Here is a 24,540-nt window from a genome sequence, read left to right as displayed (position 1 = left end):
CAAACCGCCTCTTTGTGGGCTACTGAGTTACTCGTCTCATCCATGAGACTCGCCCTTACGGACCGCCGCTGTGCGACGTTCAAATCTGTTCCCTGCAGATTTGTCACTCTCCCCGGTCACGTACTGCTTGTACGCGCCTGGGGATTTAATGAGGGACATCCTTGTCCCTCACCGGAGGCCAGCCTTTGGCTGGTCAAATTCGTTCCAGACGAATTTATCATTCACTTGTCGCCTCGATGCAACCTGAATGATTTTGTGTATAGCGCATTGCCAGGGTGATTATGCGGCTACCTGAAAACAGCCACCGCACTCGATACGTCCGGGCATGGCTCTGCAGCAACATCTGGTTTTTCTGAACGTCCACAATTTGATATTGCATAAACCCGGCGTTCACCTGCCGCGACGTCGGGGTGGCTTTAAAGGCGCTCTCTTTGGCGGAAAAGGCCAGCGTGAGCGCCTGTTCCACTGGCAGTCCACTGCTTTCCAGCTTTCTGCGTTCTGCTTCCGTCACAATGCAGCTTTCCAGTTCAGCCGCCAGCGTGGGCGTAAAAATGGCCTCCACATCCACACCGACAGGCTGTCGCGAGACGACGGCCAGCGCGGTTGTTGCGCAGTGGCTAATGCTGCCAGACAGACCCTCCGGCCATCGTGGTTGACGCCGGTCGCCGATCCCAGGGACCGTTTTATGACCGTATTCATGCAGCGCATGGACTGCGGCAATCCGGCCAGCTAAATGTTCGGTTTTACGTTTATTGGCGCACGTCTGTAATTGCGCATGATGGGGGAGCCACAGCAGGTCGTGCTCGTGAAAACTGGCAGGATCGAACTCAATAATGTGCAGCCTGTGGCCTGCAATGGTTCGGGAAGTATAGGTTGTTCGCATGATTTCCTGGAAAATCCCTCCCCGTGCAGGGGAGGGAAGGCCAGCATCAGAAGTGCGTATTGATGCTCATGTACCACGTACGCCCCGGTTCGTTATAGGTGTACGCGCCTGCGCCACGCATATAAGAGACGTCGGTTGTACTACCGGTTGTCTGGGCATTACCTTCACGCCACAAACGTTTGTCGAACAGGTTATCCACGCCACCGGTCAGGCTAACGTTTTTGGTCACATCCCAGGTCGCGCTCAGACCCACAATGCTGTACGGGCTGATGGTCTGTTTATCCGAACCGGTAACCGGTTTGCCCTGATAATCGTATTTCTTCGGCTCTTGCTTACCGTACCAGGTGAAGGTGGATTGCACAGAGACATCCTGGTGTACCTGCCAGCTCAGCGTGGAGTTCAGCGTGTATTCCGGGATAATTGACAGGCGTTCGCCAGTCTCTTTGTTTTTACTCTGTAGCATGTAAGTGATGTTATTGGTCCAGTTAACGGTATCGCTCACCGGAACATTGAGCGTCCCTTCCAGACCTTCAACCACCGCTTTAGGCACGTTCTCCCACTGATAGATATCGGTGTAAGTCGTTTTACCTTTATTGGTGATTGAGGTTCTGTCAAATGGCACCGTACCTGCTTCGATCTTGTTACGGTAATCGTTGCGGAACCAGGTTACACCGGCCAGCCAACCATCACGTTTGAACTCCAGACCAATCTCTTTGTTGACGCTGGTTTCCGCTTTCAGATCATCGTTACCCATCATGTAGCAGCCGATGCCGGTAGCCGCGCCCGTGGCGTAGCAGCCCTGACCTTTACTGTACAGGATATAGTTCGGGTTAGTCTGGTACAGGCTCGGGGCTTTGTACGCCCGTGCGATCCCCATCTTCAGGGTAAAGTCATCACCCAGACCTTGCGACAGATTCAGTGACGGGCTCCAGTTGTTGCCCACGATAGTGTGATGATCGAAACGCAGACCCGGCGTCAGCATGGTGCTGTCGGTTATCTCCATATTGTTTTCAGCAAACAAAGAGAAGATCTCTGCTTTTGAATACGGACTGCGATCGGTGCCGCTGGAGCCTGGAATGTCGCCCCCCATAAAGGTTTGCGAGTTAGAGAGCATGTCTTTCATGCGCTGTTGGGTCCATTCGGTACCCAGCGTCAGGTTCTGATTTACCAGCAGATCGAATGGCATGCTCACTTCACTGTGCAGCGTGACGTCGTTCAGGTCGGCATCCACATATTTCTGCGCGGCTTTTGGATCAAAGATCCCCTCGGTTCCGCCCGCCAGACCTTCCGGTGTGCGGGAGTTACGCGTATGTTCGTACTGCACCCAGCTGCTGGTGGTCACGCCGTTATCCCAGCCGCCGTTCCAGGTCAGGGAGTAGTTCTGGCGATAGAGGCGGTTAGTCTCTTTACCGTAATTATCTTTTACCAGCTGGTTGGTGTTGGTGTTCTGGGTGTCACCCGCGTACAGGTTGCCCTGACGGCTGTAACCCGCTTCCAGCTCAATGGACTGCATCGGGGCGAAGTCCCAGCGCACCACGCCGTTGATGTCTTTGTTGATGACGCCTTCGCGTCCGGCGGGCAGGGTGTCAGCATAGGTTCCGGTACGTTCAGACTGATGGCCCTGGTTGATATCACGCGCATCGGCCTGAGTCTTATCAAGATTGCCGGACAGACGGAAGCTGAAATCTCCGCCCAGGGGACCGTTCAGGCTAAAGTTGGTGCGTTTGGTTGCGCCTTCGTCTTTGTGTTCCGGGGCATTGAAGTAGGTATTCCAGGAACCGTGCCATTCGCTGCCGCCTTTTTTAGTGATGATGTTGACCACACCACCGGCAGCACCGTTGCCGTAACGCGCCGCGGCAGGACCACGCAGCACTTCAATACGTTCGATCATTTCCGGCGGTACCCAGGAGGTATCGCCGCGGGTATCACGCTCGCCGCGCCAGCCCAGGCGCACGGAGTTACGGCTGGTGACGGGTTTGCCGTCGATCAGGATCAGGGTGTTTTCAGGTCCCATGCCGCGGATATCGATCTGGCGGTTATTACCACGCTGGCCGCTGGTTGAGTTACCGGTCAGGTTGACGCCCGGCATGGTGCGGATAATTTCCGATACGTCGCGGGCGGCGGGATTTTTGCGGATTTCATCAGCGGTGATGGTCGAAACGCCGGGTGCCTGCAGGTTCTGCTGGGCAGCGGTGACCACGATGGTATCTTCATGAGAGGCGGCGGCGCTATCGGCTGTCTCGTTTGCCATTGCAGGCAGCGCTACCCCATAAATCCCGATATTGACCAGTAAGGCCAGGGAATGAATCTTCTTGTTCATTGTATTTCCTGCTTTTCTTTAGCCACAAGCTTTTAGCCTGATATTGTCCGCATCTGCGAAAACGATCCGTTCCAGATAAAGCACGCAGTGCTGGCGTTTTATAATTGGTTAAATACTGTCCGCGCTTCCCACAGCGCGACAATACGCTATTGCAAATGCAAATAGTTATCAATAATATTATCAATAATTTTTATCAATTAATAAAAAATTACACAGTTAACATGGGGTTATGACGGTGACGGCGTTTACAACAGGAAGCGAAGCCTGGTGGCAGTCAAAACACGGGCCTGAATGGGTACGTGAAGAGGACGGAAATTATCGGGTAACTTTCTGGTGGCGCGATCCGCAGGGGAGCGAGCTGTGCTCTGCTATCCGGCGTGTCTGGATCTACATTACCGGCGTTACCGACCACCATCAAAATGCCATTCCGCAGACGATGCGGCGAATTGCTGGCACCGATGTCTGGCGGTGGAGCACGACATTCAGCCCCAGCTGGCGCGGCAGCTACTGCTTTGTCCCTGCCGAACGTGACGATGCGTTTGCGTCGCTGAGCGGGGGAGACACGCCGGACAGAGCAACGCTGCGGGAAGGCTGGCGACAGCTGTTGCCGCAGGCGATTGCCGATCCGCTCAATCCGCAGAGCTGGAAAGGTGGCCGTGGCCATGCGGTTTCGGCGCTGGAAATGCCGCAAGCCCCGGTGCAGCCTGGCTGGGATTCCCCCATGGAGCCGCAATCGCCTCCCGTTATTCTGGACTGGCACAGCAGGCGTTTGGGCAACTCGCGTCGGGTATGGATTTTTACCACGGGTGACGCGCAGCCTGAAGAGCGTCCTCTGGCAGTGCTGCTCGACGGGCAGTTCTGGGCACAAAGTATGCCGGTCTGGCCTGCGCTTACCTCACTGACTCAACGCCAACAACTTCCCCCGGCGGTTTATCTGCTCATTGATGCTATTGATACCACTCACCGGGCCAGTGAGCTGCCCTGCAATGCGGATTTTTGGCTGGCTGTGCAGCAGGAGCTATTGCCGCTGGCAAATCGCGTCGCACCGTTCAGCCATCGTGCGGAACGTACGCTGGTGGCCGGGCAGAGCTTTGGCGGTTTGTCCGCTTTGTATGCTGGACTGCACTGGCCTGAACGCTTTGGCAGCGTGCTGAGCCAGTCCGGTTCTTTCTGGTGGCCGCATCGCGGCGCACATCAGGACGGCGACATTATTGAACAGCTAAAAGCGGGCACGTTATCTGCCCGGAAGCTGCGCATCGTGCTGGAGGCGGGTGTCAGAGAGCCGGTTATTTTTCGCGCCAACCAGGCGCTTTATGCGCAATTACAGAGCACACGGCAGTCGGTTTTCTGGCGTCAGGTGGACGGCGGGCATGATGCGCTTTGCTGGCGCGGCGGCTTAACGCAGGGGTTGATCGATCTCTGGCAGCCGCTGCTTTAGCCAGCGATTTTTACGACAGGAGTTGAGTATGGAATTCAGTAATCCCTTCGATAATCCGCAGGGACAGTTCTACATTCTGCAAAATTCGCAGCGTCAGTTTAGCCTCTGGCCACGGCAGTGTGCATTACCTGCGGGCTGGCAGGTGGTTTGCGAGCCGCAATCACAAGAAGCATGTCAGCAATGGCTGGACGCGCACTGGACCACACTCATTCCGGCCCATTTTGCCGATAAACAGGAGGCATAATGCGCCCGCGTTTACCTTTGGTTGCCGCCCAGCCAGGGATCTGGATGGCGGAAAAGCTCTCCGATCTCCCCTCCGCCTGGAGCGTCGCTCACTATGTGGAATTATGCGGATCGCTGGATGCGCCGCTGCTGTCGCGCGCCGTAGTAACAGGGATGCAGCAGGCTGACACGCTGCGAATGCGCTTTGCAGAAGATAATGGCGATGTCTGGCAATGGGTGGATGAGACATTTACCTTTGCTGAACCGGAGATTGTCGATCTCCGTGCGCGCCCACACCCGCACGACGCAGCCTGTGCGCTGATGCAGGCGGATCTGCAACAAGATTTGCGCGTCGACAGCGGCAAAGCGCTGGTATTTCATCAACTGATTCAGGTGGATGACAACCGCTGGTACTGGTATCAGCGCTACCATCATTTACTGGTCGATGGCTTCAGTTTCCCGGCGATTACCCGTCAGATCGTGAACATTTATTGTGCCTGGCTGAAGGGCGATGCGACGCCAGATTCCCCGTTTACCTCGTTCGTTGAGGTGGTGGAAGAGTATCAGCAGTATCGTCAGAGCGATGCGTATGTGCGTGACGGTGCTTTCTGGGCGCAGCAGCGTCGCGAATTACCGCCTCCCGCCTCGCTTTCTCCGGCTCCGTTGCCGGGTCGTGCGGCGACAGCGGAGATTATCCGTATGAAACTCAACGCGCCGGAGGGGGATTTCCGGCAGCTGACGACGCAGATGCCTGGCGTGCAGCGCACGGATTTAGCGCTGGCGTTAGTGGCGCTCTGGCTGGGAAGGCTGTGCAGCCGGATGGAGTATGCCGCAGGTTTTATTTTTATGCGCCGGATGGGTTCCGCCGCACTGACGGCGACCGGTCCGGTGCTCAATGTCCTGCCGCTTGGCGTACAGCTTGTGGCATCGGAAAGCCTGCCTGAGCTGGCGACGCGTCTTGCCGGACAGCTGAAGAAAATGCGGCGGCATCAGCGCTACGATGCTGAACAAATTGTGCGTGACAGTGGGAAAGCCGCGGGGGAAGAACCGCTGTTTGGCCCGGTGTTAAACGTTAAAGTTTTTGATTATCAGCTCGCTATTCCGGGCGTTGCTGCACAGACCCATACGCTGGCGACCGGGCCGGTCAACGATCTGGAACTGGCGCTGTTCCCGGATGAAGAGGGGGGACTGAGCATTGAGCTTCTCGCCAATAAGCAACGTTATGATGAAACCACACTGAGGCAGCACGCTGCACGCCTGATGTCTTTAATTGCTCAGTTTGCCGCCAATCCTTCGCTTTGCTGCGGGGATGCCGAAATGCTGCTTCCGGCAGAATATGCACAGCTGGAAAAGATTAACGCGACGGCGGTGGAAATCCCCACCACGACGCTTAGCGCGCTGGTCGCGGAACAGGTAAATAAAACGCCGGATGCACCGGCGCTGGCGGATGCCCGCTATCAGTTCAGCTACCGTGAAATGCGCGAGCAGGTTGTCGCCCTGGCGACGCTGCTGCGTGAGCGCGGCGTTAAGCCTGGTGACAGCGTTGCTGTCGCTTTGCCGCGTTCTGTCTTTCTGACGCTGGCGTTGCACGGCATCGTCGAGGCGGGGGCGGCGTGGCTGCCGCTCGACACGGGATACCCGGACGATCGTCTGCGGATGATGCTGGAAGATGCGCAGCCGAAGCTGCTGATTACCACCGTGGAACAGCGGGCGCGCTTCAACGACATTCCGGGACTGGAAAGCTTCTGCTATAGCGAACCGCTGCCGGGAGGAGAGACGGCGCTGCCTGTCTTATCGCAGCCGCATCATACGGCGTACATCATTTTTACGTCTGGCTCGACGGGCAGACCCAAAGGGGTGATGGTGGGACAAACGGCCATCGTCAACCGCCTGTTATGGATGCAAAATCACTATCCCCTGACGGCAGATGATGTGGTCGCGCAAAAAACGCCGTGCAGCTTTGATGTATCGGTCTGGGAATTCTTCTGGCCTTTTATCGCGGGCGCAAAACTGGTGATGGCGGAGCCGGACGCCCATCGCGATCCGCTGGCGATGCAGCGCTTCTTTGCGTACTACGGCGTGACGACCACCCACTTTGTTCCTTCAATGCTGGCGGCGTTTGTCGCGTCGTTAACGGCGGAAAGCGCCCACGAAAACTGCGCGACGTTGCAACATGTTTTCTGTAGCGGCGAAGCGCTGCCTGCTTCCCTGTGTCGGGAGTGGGAACAACTGACGCGGGCACCGTTGCATAATTTGTATGGTCCAACGGAAGCGGCGGTGGATGTGAGCTGGTATCCCGCATGGGGCGAAGCGCTGGCGCAGGTCGCGGGAAGCAGCGTGCCGATTGGTTATCCGGTGTGGAACACCGGGCTGCGCATTCTGGACGCGATGATGCGTCCGGTTCCCGTTGGCGTGGCGGGCGATCTCTATCTGACCGGGATCCAACTGGCGCAGGGGTATCTGGGAAGACCGGATTTGACGGCCAGCCGTTTTATTGCCGATCCGTTTGCGCCAGGTGAACGCATGTACCGTACCGGGGATGTGGCACGCTGGCTGGAGTCTGGCGCGGTGGAGTATCTGGGGCGCAGTGACGATCAGCTAAAAATTCGTGGTCAGCGTATTGAGCTGGGTGAAATTGACCGCGTAATGCAGTCGCTGGATGATGTTGAGCAGGCTGTTACCCACGCCTGCGTCTTTAATCAGGCGGCAGCGACAGGGGGAGATGCCCGGCAGCTGGTGGGGTATCTGGTGTCACAGTCCGGACTGCCGCTGGACATTCCCGCGTTGCAGGCCCGGCTGCGGGAAAAATTGCCACCGCATATGGTCCCCGTGGTTCTGCTGCAACTGGCAGCGCTGCCGCTTAGCGCCAACGGCAAGCTGGATCGTAAAGCATTGCCGATGCCGGCGCTTACGCAACGGGCGAAAGGGCGCGCACCGCTGTCGGGAACGGAAGCCACCGTGGCGCAGGCGTTCTCCGCTTTGTTAGGGTGTGAAGTTAACGATATTGAAGCCGATTTCTTTGCCCTGGGCGGGCACTCGCTGCTGGCAATGAAACTTGCCGCATTGCTGAGCCGTCAGTTTGCGCGTCAGGTCACGCCGGGACAGGTGATGGTAGCCTCCACGGTGGCCCAGCTCAGCGCGCTGCTTGATGCGAAGGAGGATGAATCCGCCCGTCGTCTGGGTTTCGAAACGCGGTTACCGCTTCGCGAAAGCCACGGACCAACGCTGTTTTGCTTCCACCCGGCCTCCGGTTTCGCCTGGCAGTTCAGCGTGTTGTCACGTTATCTCAGCGCGGAGTGGACAATCACCGGGATCCAGTCGCCGCGTCCGGGAGGCCCCATGCAAACGGCGGCAAATCTGGATGCGGTTTGTGAACGTCATCTGGCGACGCTGCTGGAGCAACAGCCTCACGGTCCCTACCATCTGCTGGGGTATTCTCTTGGCGGCACGCTGGCGCAAGGGATCGCGGCGCGCTTACGTGCGCGCGGGGAGTCGGTGTCGTTTCTTGGGTTGCTGGATACCTGGCCACCGGAAACACAAAACTGGCAGGAAAAAGAGGCCAATGGTCTGGATCCTGAGGTGCTGGCAGAAATTGAACGCGAGCGTGAAGCCTTCCTTGCCGCTCAGCAAGGGAATGGATCTGCAGAATTATTCAGCGCTATCGAAGGAAACTATGCCGATGCTGTGCGCCTGCTGACCACGGCACACAGCGTACCGTTTGATGGCCGGGCGACACTGTTTGTGGCTGAGCGAACGCTGCCCGATGGCGTCAGCCCTGAACACAGCTGGGCGCCGTGGATTAGCGAGCTGGATATTTATCGTCAGGATTGCGCACACGTCGATATTATTTCACCTGCATCTTTTGAAAATATAGGTCCCATTATCGCCCGTTTGCTCAAGGAAATATAAGTACAGCAGTCTTATGTCACGTCAGGTTATCGATAACCCCCGTAATGAAGGGAACTCGTTGCGGGAATATTTTTTGTCGTGATTATTAACTTATTAATAATCTTAGTCGAAGGGGGAGGGCTTCTGATTTTATCGTTGTTGAGGAGGTCTGTTGTAAAGATGATTTCAGATTAATCTTATACTCTGTTAGAATATTTATAAGAATCGCTCCTTATGGAATCCGCTGCAGGACACACAGCATGCCGTCACTCAACGCAAAGTACGATAAAGATTCGGAATTTACTGGCTATACTTTGGCTCCCGCGCAAAATAATGAAATAGATCTGTTGGGCCTCCTTGATGTTTTGTGGCAGGCGAAAAGTCGGATCGTGGCATCGGTTTTGGCTTTTGCGTGTGTCGGTTTGTTGATCTCTTTTCTTTTGCCGAAAAAATGGACCAGCGAAGCCATCGTTACGCCAGCAGAAGCTGTCCAGTGGCAGGCTCTGGAGAGAACGCTGACGACGTTACGCGTCCTGGACCTGGATGTGAGCGTGGATCGCGCCGGTGCGTTTAACCTTTTTATTAAGAAGTTTCAGTCACCGTCGCTGTTGGAAGAGTATCTGCGCTCGTCTTCCTATGTGATGGATCAGCTCAAAGATGCCGAAATCAACGATCTGGAACTGCATCAGGCAATCGTTGCTCTCAGTGAGAAGATGAAAGCGGCTGACAGCAATTCAGGGAAGAAAAATGAAACGACGCTCTACACCTCATGGACGTTGAGTTTTACCGCGCCCACGAAAGAAGAAGCTCAAACGGTGCTGGCAGGATATATCCAGTTTATCTCTGATATTGTCGTGAAAGAGTCACTGGAGAATATTCGCAATAAGTTAGAGATCAAAACCACTTTTGAGAAAGAACGCCTGGCGTTAGATCGGGCGAGGGTTAAAAACCAACTGGATACTAACATTCAAAGACTCAATTATTCTCTGGAAATTGCCCGGGCTGCCGGGATTAAGAAACCCGTTTACAGCAATGGCCAGGCGGTGAAAGACGATCCTGAGTTTTCTATTTCCCTTGGCGCTGACGGTATTCAGCGTAAGCTCGAGATTGAGAAGGGTCTTACGGATGTCACCGAATTGAATGCCGATTTAAAAAATCGCCAGTACCATATCCAGCAGCTGGAGTCGGTGAATATCAGCGATGTAAAATTTTCACCGTTTAAATATCAGCTGATGCCTTCGCTGCCAGTGAAAAAAGAGGGGCCGGGTAAAGCGATCGTGGTTATCCTGGCGGCGTTAATTGGGGGGCTGGTCTCCTGCGGCGGCGTGCTGCTGCGTCATGCCATGCTGTCGCGTAGAGTGGATCAGACATCGGGATGGAAGAACGTTTAGAGCCAGCCCCATCAGGGCTATTTTTCTTGCCATTTTGAACCAGGGCAGTGCTCAAACTGCCTGCGCCAATAACGCCTGGTGGGTCAGGCTCTTAGTCCAGGCTCAGTCACAGCGCCTTAATTGACGGCCCATACATCACGCACCGTCTCACGTCATGTCCTGCCGGACGGCTGAACGCCATCCGGCATTTTTATCGACGCCCAAGCGGCACGACCAGCGGCGTTCCAGCGACCGGATCGTCAATAATCATGCAGCGCAGTCCGTAGATCTTCTCTATCAGTTCCGCGGATACAATTTCCTTTGGTGCTCCCTCAGCGACAATTTTCCCTTCACGCAGGGCAATCAGATGCGTGGCATAACGACACGCCTGATTAAGGTCGTGCAATACCGCGGCGAGGGTATAACCTTTCTCACGATTCAGCTCGCTGAGCAGCTCCAGCAGGTCGATCTGATGGCTGATGTCCAGCCATGTAGTGGGTTCATCAAGCAACATGATTGACGTTTCCTGAGCCAGCACCATGGCTATCCATGCCCGCTGGCGCTGACCGCCGGAAAGGGTATCCACACTTTGCGCAGCCAGATGGGTAATCCCCGTGGCGCGCATCGCCTGCGTCACCGCCTCTTCATCCTCTTTACGCCAGCGAGTGAACAGCGGTTGATGGGGATAACGCCCACGCGCAACCAGTTCCTGGACGGTGATATCGCCCGGCGTGGTGGCGTTTTGCGCCAACAGACCGATGCGTCGCGCCACCTCTTTACTGGCGAAACGCTGTATATGTTCGCCATCCAGCCAGACGTGACCGTGTGCGGGGGTCATCAAGCGGCTTAGCGTGCGCAGTAATGTCGATTTACCACAGCCGTTGGGACCAATAATCGCCGTGAAGTGGCCGTCGGGAATCGAAACGTTCAGGTTTTCAGCGACGGTAAATTTGCCATAACCCAGCGTTAGCTGGTCGCCACGCAAACGGGCTACTGATGAGGTCATTTTTTGCGGGACTCCTGAATTAACAAGACGATAAGGTAAATACCGCCGAGGCTGACGGTGACGACGCCAACCGGTAACTGGTAAGGCATAAACAGCTGTTGTGCGCACAGGTCGGCGGCGAGCAGAAGCAGCGCCCCGCACAGCGCGGACTGGGTTAAGCCCCAGCGTGCGGTGCCGCTGAGACGGCGGGCGATGTGCGGTGCGACAAGTGCGATAAATGAGATCGGCCCGGCCAGCGCGGTGGCGGCGGCGGTTAATACCACCGCCACCAGCATCATCAGCAGACGAGAGCGCTCCACGCTAACCCCAAGCGCACAGGCGCTGTCATCCCCCATCTCCAGCAGGCGCATCCGGCGCACCAGCAGCGCGGCGCAGACCAGCATGATGAGGATCAGTGGCGCACTGGGCCAGGTTTTTGCCCATGTCAGGCCGTTGAGTGAGCCCGCGTTCCACAATCCCGCGGTGAGCGCCGTTTCCAGCGAGGCCTTCAGCAACAGCCAGGTGTTAAACGCGACCAGCATGGCACGCACGCCGATGCCGATAATAATCAGGCGGAATGTTTCAATACCGTTGCGCCAGGCAAGCGCCCAGACCACCAGTGAGGTCAGAATGCCTCCGACCATTGCTGCCAGGGCGATAGCCGTCAGATGCTGACCAAACAGCACCATCGCCACCAGAACGCCGCTCCAGGCGCCAGTGTTAAAGCCCATCACGTCCGGGCTACCGAGTGGGTTACGCATCAGCGACTGGAATATGGCACCGCTGACGCCGAGCCCAGCACCAATCAGCAGCGCCATCAGTACGCGCGGCAATCGCCATTCCGTGACGACCAGCGTAACGCTGCGCGGCGCGTCACCCAGCAGCGCCGCAATAATCTGCTGAGTTTCCAGCGGCACAACCCCGCTACGCAGGCTCCACAAACCGATAGTGAGACAGGCGACAATGAGGAACAGACAGCTAATGAGTAGCCGACGAGATACGTGCATCATGCGGCACCTCGCGGTCTGCGACGAACCAGGAAAATCAATACGGGCGCGCCAATAAAGGCGCTAACTACGGAAACCCGTAGTTCGCCAGGAACAATCAGGCGACCAGTGATGTCGGCAAACAGCAGCAGGACGGGGGTGGCGAGCAGCGTGACGGGCAGCGACCAGCGATGGTCTGCGCCGACCAGCCAGCGCGCCATGTGTGGCATCATCAGGCCAATAAAGGCAACAGGGCCAACAATGGCCGTCGCGCTGCCGCAGAGAACGGTAATTGCCAGCAGGCCGATGAGCTGCGTTCGCGCCACCTTGCTCCCCAGCGCCGTTGCAGTATCGCTGCCCAGGCTCAGGCTGTTCAGGGCACGACTGAGAAACAGCGCAGTCGCCCCGGCCAGTAACACCGGCACGATAACCACTTTAAGCGTTTCCAGACTGCGAATGTCCAGCGAACCGGCCTGCCAGAAGCGAAGCTGATCGTAGACGTCAGGGTCAAGCAGGGCGATGCCGTAAGAAAGTCCCTCCAGCACCGCACCAAGGGCGACGCCCGCCAGCGTCAGGCGAACCGGGCTGAGCTGTCCCCCGCCCTGACTGCCGGTAAACGCGACAATCAGCGATGCCACCAACGCCCCGGAAAATGCCAGGATGAGCTGCTCCTGCGGGGAGGAAAAACCAAACAGCGATGCGCCGAGGACAATGGCGAAACTGGCGCCGGAATTCACGCCAAGAATTCCCGGGTCGGCAAGCGGGTTGCGGGTCAGCGTTTGCATTAACGCGCCAGCCAGACCCAGCGCGCCACCCGCCAGCAGCCCTGCCAGGGTTCGTGGCAGACGCGCGTCCAGCACGATGGTGCAATCGGCGCTTTGGCAGGTTCCGCTGAGAGCGTCCAGAACCACGGAGACGGGCAGGGGCTTTGCCCCGATGATCAGACTTAATGCCGTAGCGAAAACCAATAATAATAACAATCCGGGCACGGCAAGGGCGCGCGTCACGGAAACAGAGCATGGCATACTTAAACTTCCCTGATAATGATAGTAATTATCGTTATCGATCTTATTTGGTTATGTTAGCATGTGTAGCCATTGAATGGATATTTAAAAATTACCTGGTAAGGCGTTGTAATGAATCGACAATCCTGGCTGCTCAATCTCAGCCTGCTAAAGACGCACCCGGCATTTCGTGCGGTTTTCCTTGCCCGTTTTATCTCTATTGTTTCTCTGGGGCTGCTTGGCGTAGCGGTACCCGTACAGATCCAGATAATGACTCACTCCACCTGGCAGGTTGGCCTCTCGGTTACCCTCACCGGGAGTGCCATGTTTATCGGTCTGATGGTGGGAGGTGTGCTGGCCGATCGCTATGAACGGAAAAAAGTGATCCTGCTGGCGCGCGGAACCTGTGGTATAGGCTTTATTGGCCTGTGCCTGAATGCCTTATTGCCGGCCCCCTCGCTGTTGGCCATTTATCTGCTTGGCATGTGGGATGGCTTCTTTGCCTCGCTTGGCGTGACGGCACTGTTAGCCGCGACGCCCGCGCTGGTCGGACGTGAAAATCTGATGCAGGCAGGGGCTATTACAATGCTGACGGTGCGCCTGGGTTCGGTGATTTCGCCGATGCTTGGGGGATTGCTGTTAGCCACCGGCGGCGTGGCCTGGAACTATGGACTGGCGGCGGCGGGCACGTTTATTACCCTGCTACCGCTGCTGAGCCTGCCGGCATTACCTCCGCCCCCCCAACAGCGTGAACATCCTTTGACATCTTTACTGGCGGCGTTTCGCTTCCTGCTGGCCAGCCCGTTAATTGGCGGTATTGCCTTATTAGGCGGTCTGTTAACGATGGCGAGCGCGGTGCGCGTGCTCTATCCGGCGCTGGCAATGGGCTGGCAGATGTCGGCGGCGCAAATCGGCCTGCTGTATGCCGCTATCCCGCTCGGCGCGGCGGTAGGGGCGTTGACCAGCGGACAGTTGGCACATAGCGTTCGTCCAGGATTAATCATGCTTGCATCAACCGTTGGCTCCTTTCTGGCGATCGGGCTGTTTGCGCTGATGCCCGTCTGGGCTCTTGGCGTGGTGTGTCTGGCGGCGTTTGGCTGGCTGAGCGCCATCAGCTCATTGTTGCAGTACACCCTGCTGCAAACCCAGACGCCGGAAAATATGCTGGGAAGGATTAACGGGTTATGGACGGCGCAAAACGTGACGGGCGATGCGATCGGCGCCGCGCTGTTAGGCGGTCTGGGCGCAATGATGACGCCGGTGGCTTCGGCGAGCGTGAGTGGCTTTAGCCTGGTGATTGTGGGGGTGTTGTTACTGTTGTTGCTCAGTGAATTACGTCGATTCCGTCAGACGCCGCCAGAAATGGCAACATCTGACGGGGCGTGATTAAAACAGCGCGGAAAGCCGCTCCAGCACCAGCATGGCGCTGTAGTAATCCAGACGGAACGTCTCGGTACCCAGGGCATAAACACGTTTATTTTGCACCGCAGGCAGATGCGCCAGCAGCGGGTTAGCGTAAACCGCTTCGGCGTCTTTACTGTCTCCGGCAAACAGGAACAGCGACTCGCCGTTCAGCCCGGCAGCCAGATTCTCTCCACCGAGCTGGATGATGTCGTGGCGCTTACCCTGGCTTTTACTGGTATGTAGCCCGTCGGGCAGCGTTGCCAGCGTAAAGCCGAGCTGTTCCATCATCTTGCCCTGAGCTGATTCCGGCGTCCACAGATTGGCGCTGTGCGCTGCGGCAGTATAGACCAGCGCGCTAACCGGCTGCGGTGGCAGGGCGAGCTGTTGTTTAACGGCTGCCAGCTGTTTGTCAAATGCGTCAATCCGGGCGGCGGCCTGTTTTTCATGGCCGGTGATTGCGCCCAGTTGGGTCAGTAGTGACTGCCAGCTTTTGTCGTCATAGTTGATGACCAGCGTCGGGGCAATGGTGGAGAGCTGATCGTACAGCGCCAGCGCGGAATCCCCGCCAGTGGCGCTAATCAGGATCAGGTCGGGCATTTGTGCGGCAACCGCTTCGGCGGCTGGCTCGCCAATGTACAGACGGCTTAATTTGCGCGCTTTTGCCACATCGCTCCACTGGCGTAAAAAGCCCTGGCTGTCGGCAACGCGATTGTTGGGTGTGGTGGCGCCGCTGGCGATAACCGGGGCGTCGATGGCAAGCAGGGAACCGGTCAGCGTCACGCTGGTGGAAACGATACGCTGAGGTTTCTGCTCCAGCGTGTGGGTTCCGTGACTGTCGCTAAACTGGCGCGGCCAGTCAGCGGCGTGGGCTGAGGAGAATCCGAAAACGAAAAGCCCAATTAGCAGGGCAGGCAGGGAAGATAGTCGCACAAATGAGTTCCTGTTATTGACACATCACCCTCAGGCCGCCTTTTCGTCAGCTGCGCTTATTTGCTTGCCGCTTTGCTGCGTCCGAAGCGTGTCATGTCATGTTGATTTAATGCTTCTCATTTTCATTATTAGCGGGGCGGGATGCAAGTCTAAGTCGCACATTGTGCAACCCGAAGAGTTGACATATTCGCATTTTGCTTTTAGGTTAGCGCCGAAATATAAATGATAATCATTATTAAAACCTTTATCATTTTGGAGGATGATATGGATACGTCACTGGCCGAGGAAGTTCAGCAGACTATGGCAACAATTGCTCCCGATCGCTTTTTCTTTATGTCGCCGTATCGCAGCTTTACGACGTCAGGATGCTTCGCCCGCTTTTCCGAACCTGCTATCGACGGGGATGCCCCCGACAGCGCCTTCCAGCAAAAATTACAGCAACTGTTTGGAGAAGCGAAAGCGCAGGGTATCGCCAGCCCCATTATGGTGGGGGCCATCCCTTTCGATACACGTCAGCAGTCATCCCTGTTTATTCCGCACGCCTGGCAGCCGTTCTCCCGTACGGAGAAACAGCAGTCTGCGCGTTACTTTACCGGGTATCAGTCACTGAATGTTGTTGAACGCAAAGCCATTCCTGAACAAGAGACCTTTGAAGCGATGGTGTCGCGCGCCGCTGCGCTGACGGCAACGCCGGATGTTGACAAAGTGGTGCTCTCACGCCTTATCGATATCACCACCGATGCGGAGCCAGACAGCGGGGCATTGCTGGAACGACTGGTCGCGCAAAACCCGGTTAGTTACAACTTCCATGTTCCGCTGGACGATGGCGGCGTACTGATTGGCGCCAGCCCGGAACTGCTGCTGCGCAAAGAGGGCGATCGTTTTAGCTCGTTGCCGCTGGCAGGATCGGCGCGTCGTCAGCCTGATGACGTTCTGGACAGAGAGGCTGGCAATCGGCTGCTGGCGTCGGAGAAAGATCGTCATGAGCACGATCTGGTGACGCAGGCGATGAAAAGGGTACTGCGCGATCGCAGTACCGAGCTTCAGCTGCCCTCTTCCCCACAGCTGATCACCACGCCGACGCTGTGGCATCTCGGTACGCCATTTGAAGGGAAAGCCAGGGCGCAGGAAAACGCGCTGACGCTGGCCTGCCTGCTGCATCCGACGCCTGCGCTGAGCGGTTTCCCGCATCAGGTGGCGAAAACGCTGATTGCCGAACTGGAGCCGTTTGACCGTGAACTGTTTGGCGGCATTGTTGGCTGGTGTGATGCCGAAGGTAACGGTGAGTGGGTGGTGACTATTCGCTGTGCGAAGTTGCTTAAAAATCAGGTGCGTCTGTTTGCCGGTGCCGGGATTGTACCGGCCTCTTCTCCCGTCGGAGAGTGGCGCGAAACAGGCGTCAAGCTTTCCACCATGTTGAATGTTTTTGGACTGCATTAAGAGCCTGGTCCATCAGGCTATTTTATTTGCCATTTTGGTCCAGGGCAGTGCTCACCATCCTCACGTACTGCGTGTACGCTCCGGTTGTTGTGCGCTGTCCGCGTCCAGACTGGCTGCAACAGTATACGCCTGGTGAACCAGGCTTTAAGGAGCGATGATGAGCATTCCTTTCACCCGATGGCCTGACGAATTTGCCCGTCGCTATCGTGAAAAAGGGTACTGGCAGGATTTACCGCTGACGGACATTCTGACCCGTCACGCAGGGAGCGACAGAACAGCAGTGATTGAAGGCGAGCGTCATTTTAGCTATCGCGAACTGAATCAGGCAGCGGATAACCTGGCCTGCACCTTGCGTCGTCAGGGGATCAAATCAGGTGAAACCGCGCTGGTACAGTTAGGCAATGTGCCTGAGCTGTATATCACCTTTTTTGCATTGTTAAAGCTCGGCGTGGCGCCCGTACTTGCGCTGTTCAGCCATCAGCGAACCGAGCTTAACGCTTACGCCTCTCAGATTGAACCGTCGCTGCTGATCGCTGACCGCCAGCATACTCTGTTTGGGAGTGATGATTTCCTTAACACGTTTGTTGCGCAGCACAGCGCCATTCGCGTGGTGCATCTGCTCAATGATACGGGTGAACACTGTCTGCAAACGGCGATTAGCCAGCCGGCGGATAACGTTGAGGCAACGCCGTCCCCGGCGGATGAAGTGGCTTATTTCCAGCTTTCCGGGGGGACAACCGGCACGCCGAAGCTGATCCCACGCACGCATAACGATTACTACTACAGCGTGCGCCGCAGTAACGAAATCTGTCATTTTACGCAGGATACGCGCTTCCTGTGCGCGATTCCTGCGGCGCACAACTATGCCATGAGTTCACCGGGCGCGCTGGGCGTGTTTCTCGCTGAGGGCACGGTGGTGCTGGCCGCCGATCCGAGCGCAACGCTTTGCTTCCCGCTGATTGAGAAACACCAGATTACCGCGACGGCGCTGGTGCCGCCGGCGGTCAGCCTGTGGCTCCAGGCGATCGGTGAGTGGGGCAGCAACGCGCAGCTGGCCTCGCTTACGCTGTTGCAGGTTGGGGGCGCACGCCTGTCCGCGTCGCTCGCCGCCCGCATTCCGGCAGAAATCGGCTGTCAGTTGCAGCAGGTATTCGGCATGGCGGAAGGGCTGGTGAACTACACCCGTCTGGATGACAGCCCGGAGCGCATTATCAACACTCAGGGACGCCCGATGTGTCCGGACGACGAAATCTGGGTCGCCGACGCCGATGGCAACCCGCTGCCGCAGGGGGAAACGGGACGCTTAATGACGCGCGGCCCCTACACCTTCCGTGGCTACTTTAAAAGCCCGGAGCACAACGCCAGCGCCTTTGACGCCGACGGCTTTTACTGCTCCGGCGATCTGATCTCCATCGATAAAGACGGCTACATCACCGTTCAGGGCCGCGAGAAAGATCAGATCAACCGCGGCGGAGAGAAGATCGCTGCCGAAGAGATTGAAAACCTGTTATTGCGTCACCCGGTGGTGATCCACGCGGCGCTGGTCAGTATGGAAGATGAACTGATGGGTGAGAAAAGCTGCGCGTATCTGACGGTGCAGGCGCCGCTGCGTGCGGTAGAGGTTCGCCGCTTCCTGCGCGAGCAGGGCGTCGCAGAGTTCAAATTGCCGGACCGGGTTGAAGTTGTTGAGGCGCTGCCTCTGACGCCGGTCGGTAAAGTCGATAAAAAACAATTACGTCAGTGGCTGGCATCACGAAAACCTGCCTGAAGGAGATAATAATATGGCAATTCCCAAATTACAGGCCTATGCGCTGCCGGGCGCTCAGGACATCCCGACCAATAAAGTCAGCTGGGCATTTGAACCCGATCGCGCCGCGCTGCTGATCCACGATATGCAGGACTACTTTGTCAGCTTCTGGGGAGACAACTGTCCTATGATGGCGCAGGTGGTTGCCAATATTGCCGCGCTGCGCCAGTACTGCAAAGAACATCACATACCGGTCTATTACACCGCTCAGCCCAAAGAGCAGAGCGATGAGGATCGCGCCCTGCTCAATGATATGTGGGGGCCAGGACTGACGCGTTCCCCTGAGCAGCAGAGGATCGTGGATCTGCTGACGCCGGACAGGGAGGATACGGTGCTGGTGAAGTGGCGCTACAGCGCATTCCATCGCTCCCCGCTGGAGCAGATGCTGAGAGAGACGGGACGTAACCAGCTGATCATCACCGGCGTGTATGCTCACATCGGCTGCATGACCACCGCCACCGATGCTTTTATGCGTGATATCAAGCCGTTTATGGTAGCGGATGCGCTGGCGGACTTTAGCCGTGAAGAGCACCTGATGTCGCTGAAATATGTCGCCGGGCGCTCTGGCCGGGTGGTGATGACTCAGGAGCTTTTGCCGACTCCGGTTCCTGCCAGCAAAGAAGCGCTGCGTGCGCTGATTCTGCCACTGCTGGACGAGTCCGACGAGCCGCTGGATGATGAGAATCTGATCGACTACGGTCTGGATTCCGTTCGGATGATGGCGCTGGCGGCGCGCTGGCGTAAGGTACACGGCGATATTGATTTCGTCATGCTGGCAAAGAACCCAACGATTGACGCCTGGTGGAAACTGCTTTCCCGCGAGGTGAAATGATGGTGGGTTTCGATTTTCAGGGTAAAACCGTCTGGGTAACCGGCGCGGGCAAAGGTATTGGTTATACCACGGCGTTGGCGTTTGCTGACGCCGGGGCACAGGTAGTGGGATTCGATCGTGAATTCCCCCAGGCGCAATACCCCTTCACCACCCAGGTGATGGATGTGGCGGATGCCGGACAGGTTGCGCAAGTGTGCTCGCGCCTGTTGCAGGAAACGGAACGGCTTGACGTCCTGGTCAACGCCGCCGGAATTTTGCGCATGGGGGTGACCGATGCGCTGAGCGCAGAAGAGTGGCAACATACTTTTGCCGTCAATGTGGGCGGGACGTTTAACCTGTTCCAGCAGACGATGGCGCATTTCCGTCAGCAGCAGGGCGGGGCAATTGTCACCGTGGCTTCTGACGCCGCGCATACGCCGCGTATCGGCATGAGCGCCTACGGAGCGTCGAAAGCGGCGCTGAAAAGCCTGGCGCTGACCGTAGGACTGGAACTGGCGGGCAGCGGCGTGCGCTGTAACGTTGTTTCACCGGGATCAACCGACACCGATATGCAGCGCACTCTGTGGGTCAGCGATGATGCTGAACAGCAGCGTATACGCGGCTTTGGCGAGCAGTTCAAGCTCGGTATTCCGCTGGGCAAAATCGCTCGCCCCCAGGAGATCGCCAACACGATTCTGTTCCTCGCCTCCGATCTGGCCAGCCATATCACCTTGCAGGATATCGTGGTCGACGGCGGTTCAACGCTGGGAGCGTAACGATGATCTGGAAACGTCATTTAACGCCTGAAGAGCTGAATGCCACCAGTCAGAACACGATGGTGGCGCATCTGGCTATTGTTTATACCCGTCTGGGGGATGATGTGCTGGAGGCGGAAATGCCGGTGGATAGCCGTACGCATCAGCCGTTCGGCCTGCTGCACGGGGGGGCGTCGGCAGCCCTGGCGGAGACGCTGGGGTCGATGGCGGGTTACCTGATGACCCGCGACGGGCAGTGTGTTGTCGGCACTGAGCTGAATGCCACTCACCATCGTGCGGTTTCGCAGGGCAAGGTGCGTGGCGTCTGTCAGCCGCTGCATCTTGGGCGTCAAAACCAGTGCTGGGAAATCGTTATTTTTGATGAGCAGGGGCGGCGTTGCTGCACCTGTCGCCTGGGCACCGCAGTGCTGGGGTAATAGCGGTAATATCCAATGAGATTGCAGCGTTAACAGGCCAATGAAGTGATCCAGTTAACAATGCAATGTAAATAATCAGTTATGCATCAGGTTTAAATGGTTGTCAGGTTGTTATAACCGGAAAAGATGTTATAGAAACAAAATGTAACATCTCTCTTCTCTGGAACACGCAACCGGATAACAACCATGAATAAATCAGGGAAATACCTCATCTGGACACTGCTCTCCGTCATGGGCGCTTTTGCTCTCGGATACATTGCATTAAATCGTGGGGAACCGATAAACGCGCTATGGATCGTGGTCGCGTCAGTCTGTGTCTACCTCATTGCCTACCGTTTTTATGGTCTGTATATCGCCAAAAATGTGCTGGCGGTTGATCCGACGCGTATGACCCCGGCGGTGCGCCATAACGACGGTCTGGACTACGTGCCAACCGATAAGAAAGTGCTGTTCGGTCACCATTTTGCGGCAATCGCCGGGGCAGGCCCACTGGTGGGACCGGTACTGGCGGCGCAAATGGGCTATCTGCCTGGGATGATCTGGCTGCTGGCCGGGGTGGTGCTTGCCGGGGCAGTACAGGATTTTATGGTGCTGTTTGTCTCTACGCGCCGGGATGGTCGCTCGCTGGGTGAGCTGGTCAAAGAAGAGATGGGACCCACCGCCGGGGTGATTGCGCTGGTGGCCTGTTTTATGATCATGGTGATTATCCTGGCAGTACTGGCGATGATCGTGGTGAAAGCACTGACCCACAGCCCATGGGGAACGTACACCGTGGCGTTTACCATCCCGCTGGCGGTTTTTATGGGTATCTACCTGCGCTATTTGCGTCCGGGACGCATTGGCGAAGTGTCGGTGATTGGTCTGGTGTTCCTGGTCTTTGCGATCGTTTCCGGCGGTTGGGTGGCGGAAAGCCCAACCTGGGCACCGTACTTTGACTTTACCGGCGTCCAGCTGACCTGGATGCTGGTGGGGTATGGCTTCGTGGCGGCGGTTCTGCCCGTCTGGCTGCTGCTGGCCCCGCGTGATTATCTCTCTACCTTCCTGAAAATCGGCACCATCGTGGGGCTGGCCGTCGGTATTCTGATTATGCGCCCGACGCTGACCATGCCCGCGCTGACCAGGTTTGTCGATGGGACCGGGCCGGTATGGACGGGTAACCTGTTCCCGTTCCTGTTTATCACCATTGCCTGCGGCGCAGTCTCTGGCTTCCATGCGCTGATCGCGTCCGGCACCACGCCGAAGATGCTCGCGAATGAAGGACAGGCCTGCTTTATCGGCTATGGTGGGATGCTGATGGAATCCTTCGTGGCCATTATGGCTCTGGTGGCGGCCTGCGTGATCGACCCTGGCGTCTACTTTGCGATGAACAGCCCGATGGCGGTGCTGGCCCCGGCCGGAACCACCGATGTGGTTGCGTCAGCCGCGCAGGTTGTCAGCAGCTGGGGCTTTGTGATTACGCCGGACACCCTGCACCAGATTGCTAACGAGGTAGGTGAGCAGTCTATTATCTCCCGTGCCGGGGGCGCTCCGACGCTGGCCGTAGGGATGGCGTACATTCTGCACGGTGCGCTGGGCGGCATGATGGATGTGGCCTTCTGGTATCACTTCGCCATTCTGTTTGAAGCGCTGTTTATTCTGACGGCGGTGGATGCGGGCACCCGCGCCGCGCGGTTCATGTTGCAGGATCTGTTGGGGGTGGTTTCTCCAGGGCTGAAACGTACCGATTCACTGCCTGCGAACCTGCTGGCGACGGCGCTGTGTGTGCTGGCATGGGGTTACTTCCTGCACCAGGGGGTGGTGGATCCGCTGGGTGGTATTAACACCCTGTGGCCGCTGTTCGGTATCGCCAACCAGATGCTGGCGGGGATGGCGCTGATGCTTTGTGCGGTGGTGCTGTTCAAGATGAAACGTCAGCGTTACGCGTGGGTGGCGCTGATGCCGACGGCCTGGCTGCTGATTTGCACCCTGACCGCAGGCTGGCAAAAAGCGTTTAGTCCGGATGCGAAAATCGGTTTCCTGGCGATCGCCAACAAGTTTCAGGCTATGATCGACAGCGGAAATATTCCCGCGCAGTACACCGAATCTCAGCTGGCGCAGCTGGTGTTTAACAACCGACTGGATGCGGGCCTGACCATCTTCTTTATGGTTGTGGTCGTGGTGCTGGCGCTGTTCTCCATCAAGACTGCCCTGGCCGCGCTGAAGGAAGACAAGCCAACGGCACAAGAGACGCCATATGAGCCAATGCCGGAAAATGTTGATGACATTGTGGCGCAGGCAAAAGGCGCGCACTAACGTTTAACAGTAGCGCCCTCCCTTTGAGCGGGAGGGCGCTTGCATGATGGGTGATAACGATGTTTGATACGCTTTCAAAAGCCGGAAAGTATCTGGGACAGGCGGCAAAGCTGATGATTGGCGTGCCGGATTATGACAACTATGTTGAGCATATGCGTGCCACTCATCCGGAGCAGACGCCAATGACCTATGAAGAGTTCTTCCGCGAGCGACAGGATGCGCGCTATGGTGGGAAGGGCGGCGCACGCTGTTGCTAATGCTCTTTATGCAAGCCACATAATTCACGCTACAGGTGTGTTGGCTTTGTTACCCGGCCCCTTCGGGGCCAGCGCAAGCGCTGTTCAAAACGACTCCGCGTTTTGTCCTGTAACTTGAATTATTTTGCGCATCTGAAGCGACTATCAGTCAAGGCTATTGCTAAACGTCTCCACCTTTCCGAACGCCGCGCGCAGGGTTTCGGGCGTGACTCTGACCGGTAAAGCGTGGATGGATTCGACCGGGCGCAGGGTATGCGCGATCACCTTGTCGATCTCTGCCTGGTTATGAATATCCACCTCCAGCCCGGCAAGCCGTGTCGGCAGATGAAAGCGCTGATAAGCGGCGATCAGCTGGGCCAGCACGTCGTCCTGCCCCAGCAAAGCACTTTGCACCAGAATGCCGTACGCCACTTTGGTGCCGTGCAAAAACTTCTCTGTTTGCGGTAAAACGGTCAGCCCATTGTGCACGGCGTGCGCTGCCGCCACCCGGGTAAAGCGTTCGCCCAGTCCGCCAACCATGCCACCACCGGCGATGATGGCATCCACCACATCATAAAATGCCTGGGTGAGTTTTCCCTGCTTTTTATCTTCCAGCGCCTGCTCACTGCTATCGAGTAATACATCACGGATGGCCTGCGCGCCGTTAATCCCTAAACGTACGGTCAGCGGCAGGGTTTCCGGTTGAGGAGCCAGCACGACGGCCTCGTACCATTTCGCCAGCGTGTCGCCAATACCCGCCAGCAAATATTCCTCCGGCGCATTAAGAATGATCTCTGGCTCTACCAGAACCAGGAAGTTGGCATCATCGAAAATCTCAAACTGTAGTGCCTGACCTTCATCGTTGTACCAGACGGAAAGCGGCGTCCAGGCGGCACAGGTCGCCGCAATGGTTGGAATGCCAACAAAGGGCAGGCCCAGACGGCGAGCGAGGGCTTTGGCGGTGTCCAGTAACGCGCCGCCGCCAACACCAATCACCACGCTGCGGTCATCTCCGGAATCGTGCGCCAGCTGTTGTACGGCAGATTCGCTGCAATGTCCGGGAAAAAGCAGATGCTTTGCGCCCGAAAGCGTAAATGCCTCGGGAAGCCAGGGGCGTGCTCCGGCAATGGCGCGCTCGCCGTATACCCATACGGCGCGTGCAAGCTGCTGCGGGCTGAAAAAATCCTTCAGTCGGTTGAGGCTGCCAGGGTGTGAAAAATAGTTTGCCGGGCCGGGTACGACGCGGATCTCGGTATGATTCATGTTGTGTTGTCCTTATGGCTGTCCTGTCCATGCAGGTACTTTATATATAGACGTCTGAACGTCTTAATT

19 protein-coding genes are annotated in these 24,540 nt (G+C 57.0%); 12 read left to right on the top strand and 7 right to left on the bottom strand.

Going from position 1 to position 24,540, the window contains the following annotated elements; genetic code table 11:
- Window positions 1-217 precede the first annotated feature (217 nt).
- Together entD and C3432_RS10175 are read right to left on the bottom strand one after the other, a co-directional pair.
- Window positions 218-883, bottom strand: coding sequence for an enterobactin synthase subunit EntD (gene entD / locus C3432_RS10180; RefSeq protein ID WP_103776483.1), 666 nt, complete (start codon window positions 881-883; stop codon window positions 218-220).
- A gap of 46 nt (window positions 884-929) precedes the next feature.
- Window positions 930-3,203, bottom strand: coding sequence for a TonB-dependent siderophore receptor (locus tag C3432_RS10175; protein ID WP_103776482.1), 2,274 nt, complete (start codon window positions 3,201-3,203; stop codon window positions 930-932).
- A gap of 229 nt (window positions 3,204-3,432) precedes the next feature.
- On the opposite strand from C3432_RS10175, the gene fes reads away from it, so the two are divergent.
- The 4 genes from fes (at window position 3,433) to wzz(fepE) (ending at window position 10,142) form a co-directional block, all read left to right on the top strand.
- Window positions 3,433-4,641: an enterochelin esterase gene (fes, locus tag C3432_RS10170; RefSeq protein WP_103776481.1), complete on the top strand. Its 1,209-nt coding sequence runs from the start codon at window positions 3,433-3,435 to the stop codon at window positions 4,639-4,641.
- Window positions 4,642-4,669: 28 nt separating this feature from the next.
- Complete coding sequence (locus C3432_RS10165) at window positions 4,670-4,885, top strand: MbtH family protein (RefSeq protein WP_103776480.1); 216 nt, start codon at window positions 4,670-4,672, stop codon at window positions 4,883-4,885.
- On the top strand, window positions 4,885-8,772 hold the full coding sequence (gene entF / locus C3432_RS10160; protein WP_103776479.1) for an enterobactin non-ribosomal peptide synthetase EntF: 3,888 nt from the start codon (window positions 4,885-4,887) through the stop codon (window positions 8,770-8,772). Before C3432_RS10165 ends, entF begins: the two co-directional genes overlap by 1 nt.
- Before the next feature lie 239 nt (window positions 8,773-9,011).
- Window positions 9,012-10,142: an LPS O-antigen length regulator Wzz(fepE) gene (gene wzz(fepE) / locus C3432_RS10155; RefSeq protein WP_103776478.1), complete on the top strand. Its 1,131-nt coding sequence runs from the start codon at window positions 9,012-9,014 to the stop codon at window positions 10,140-10,142.
- Between the two features lie 190 nt (window positions 10,143-10,332).
- On the opposite strand, the gene fepC is transcribed toward wzz(fepE), so the two are convergent.
- Genes fepC through fepD form a run of 3 tightly spaced genes read right to left on the bottom strand, consistent with a single transcriptional unit; the run spans window position 10,333 to window position 13,117 of the window.
- Complete coding sequence (fepC, locus tag C3432_RS10150) at window positions 10,333-11,127, bottom strand: iron-enterobactin ABC transporter ATP-binding protein (protein ID WP_103776477.1); 795 nt, start codon at window positions 11,125-11,127, stop codon at window positions 10,333-10,335.
- On the bottom strand, window positions 11,124-12,116 hold the full coding sequence (fepG, locus tag C3432_RS10145) for an iron-enterobactin ABC transporter permease (protein WP_103776476.1): 993 nt from the start codon (window positions 12,114-12,116) through the stop codon (window positions 11,124-11,126). The genes fepC and fepG overlap by 4 nt, the downstream gene beginning before the upstream one ends.
- Window positions 12,113-13,117, bottom strand: coding sequence for a Fe(3+)-siderophore ABC transporter permease (fepD, locus tag C3432_RS10140; RefSeq protein ID WP_103776475.1), 1,005 nt, complete (start codon window positions 13,115-13,117; stop codon window positions 12,113-12,115). The genes fepG and fepD overlap by 4 nt, the downstream gene beginning before the upstream one ends.
- 111 nt (window positions 13,118-13,228) lie before the next feature.
- On the opposite strand from fepD, the gene entS reads away from it, so the two are divergent.
- Complete coding sequence (gene entS / locus C3432_RS10135; protein ID WP_103776474.1) at window positions 13,229-14,482, top strand: enterobactin transporter EntS; 1,254 nt, start codon at window positions 13,229-13,231, stop codon at window positions 14,480-14,482.
- Here entS and fepB read toward each other — a convergent pair whose 3' ends face one another.
- Window positions 14,483-15,430, bottom strand: a complete 948-nt coding sequence (gene fepB, locus C3432_RS10130; RefSeq protein WP_103776473.1) for a Fe2+-enterobactin ABC transporter substrate-binding protein — start codon at window positions 15,428-15,430, stop codon at window positions 14,483-14,485.
- 264 nt (window positions 15,431-15,694) lie between these two features.
- On the opposite strand from fepB, the gene entC reads away from it, so the two are divergent.
- From entC to C3432_RS10090, 7 genes are all read left to right on the top strand, one after another.
- The gene (entC, locus tag C3432_RS10125) at window positions 15,695-16,870 is read left to right on the top strand and encodes an isochorismate synthase EntC (RefSeq protein WP_103776952.1); all 1,176 of its coding nucleotides are present in this window, start codon (window positions 15,695-15,697) and stop codon (window positions 16,868-16,870) included.
- 157 nt (window positions 16,871-17,027) lie between these two features.
- A complete protein-coding gene (entE, locus tag C3432_RS10115) occupies window positions 17,028-18,638 on the top strand; it encodes a (2,3-dihydroxybenzoyl)adenylate synthase EntE (protein WP_103776471.1) in 1,611 nt (536 codons plus the stop codon).
- Between the two features lie 13 nt (window positions 18,639-18,651).
- On the top strand, window positions 18,652-19,509 hold the full coding sequence (locus C3432_RS10110; protein WP_103776470.1) for an isochorismatase: 858 nt from the start codon (window positions 18,652-18,654) through the stop codon (window positions 19,507-19,509).
- Window positions 19,509-20,264, top strand: a complete 756-nt coding sequence (entA, locus tag C3432_RS10105; RefSeq protein WP_103776469.1) for a 2,3-dihydro-2,3-dihydroxybenzoate dehydrogenase EntA — start codon at window positions 19,509-19,511, stop codon at window positions 20,262-20,264. Before C3432_RS10110 ends, entA begins: the two co-directional genes overlap by 1 nt.
- Before the next feature lie 2 nt (window positions 20,265-20,266).
- Entirely contained in the window at window positions 20,267-20,680 is a 414-nt protein-coding gene (entH, locus tag C3432_RS10100; protein WP_103776468.1) for a proofreading thioesterase EntH, read from the top strand.
- 186 nt (window positions 20,681-20,866) lie between these two features.
- Window positions 20,867-22,972, top strand: a complete 2,106-nt coding sequence (gene cstA / locus C3432_RS10095; protein ID WP_103776467.1) for a pyruvate/proton symporter CstA — start codon at window positions 20,867-20,869, stop codon at window positions 22,970-22,972.
- Window positions 22,973-23,031: 59 nt separating this feature from the next.
- Window positions 23,032-23,229 carry a YbdD/YjiX family protein gene (locus tag C3432_RS10090; protein ID WP_103776466.1) on the top strand — a complete coding sequence of 66 codons (198 nt, stop codon included), beginning with the start codon at window positions 23,032-23,034 and terminating at the stop codon, window positions 23,227-23,229.
- Window positions 23,230-23,373: 144 nt separating this feature from the next.
- On the opposite strand, the gene C3432_RS10085 is transcribed toward C3432_RS10090, so the two are convergent.
- Window positions 23,374-24,471, bottom strand: a complete 1,098-nt coding sequence (locus C3432_RS10085) for an oxidoreductase (protein WP_103776465.1) — start codon at window positions 24,469-24,471, stop codon at window positions 23,374-23,376.
- Window positions 24,472-24,540: the final 69 nt, after the last annotated feature.

The organism is Citrobacter amalonaticus (genome assembly GCF_002918555.1).
Taxonomy (GTDB): domain Bacteria; phylum Pseudomonadota; class Gammaproteobacteria; order Enterobacterales; family Enterobacteriaceae; genus Citrobacter_C; species Citrobacter_C amalonaticus_A.
Note: the sequence above shows the minus strand (reverse complement) of the source record. Positions and strands in the feature narration are given on the sequence as shown.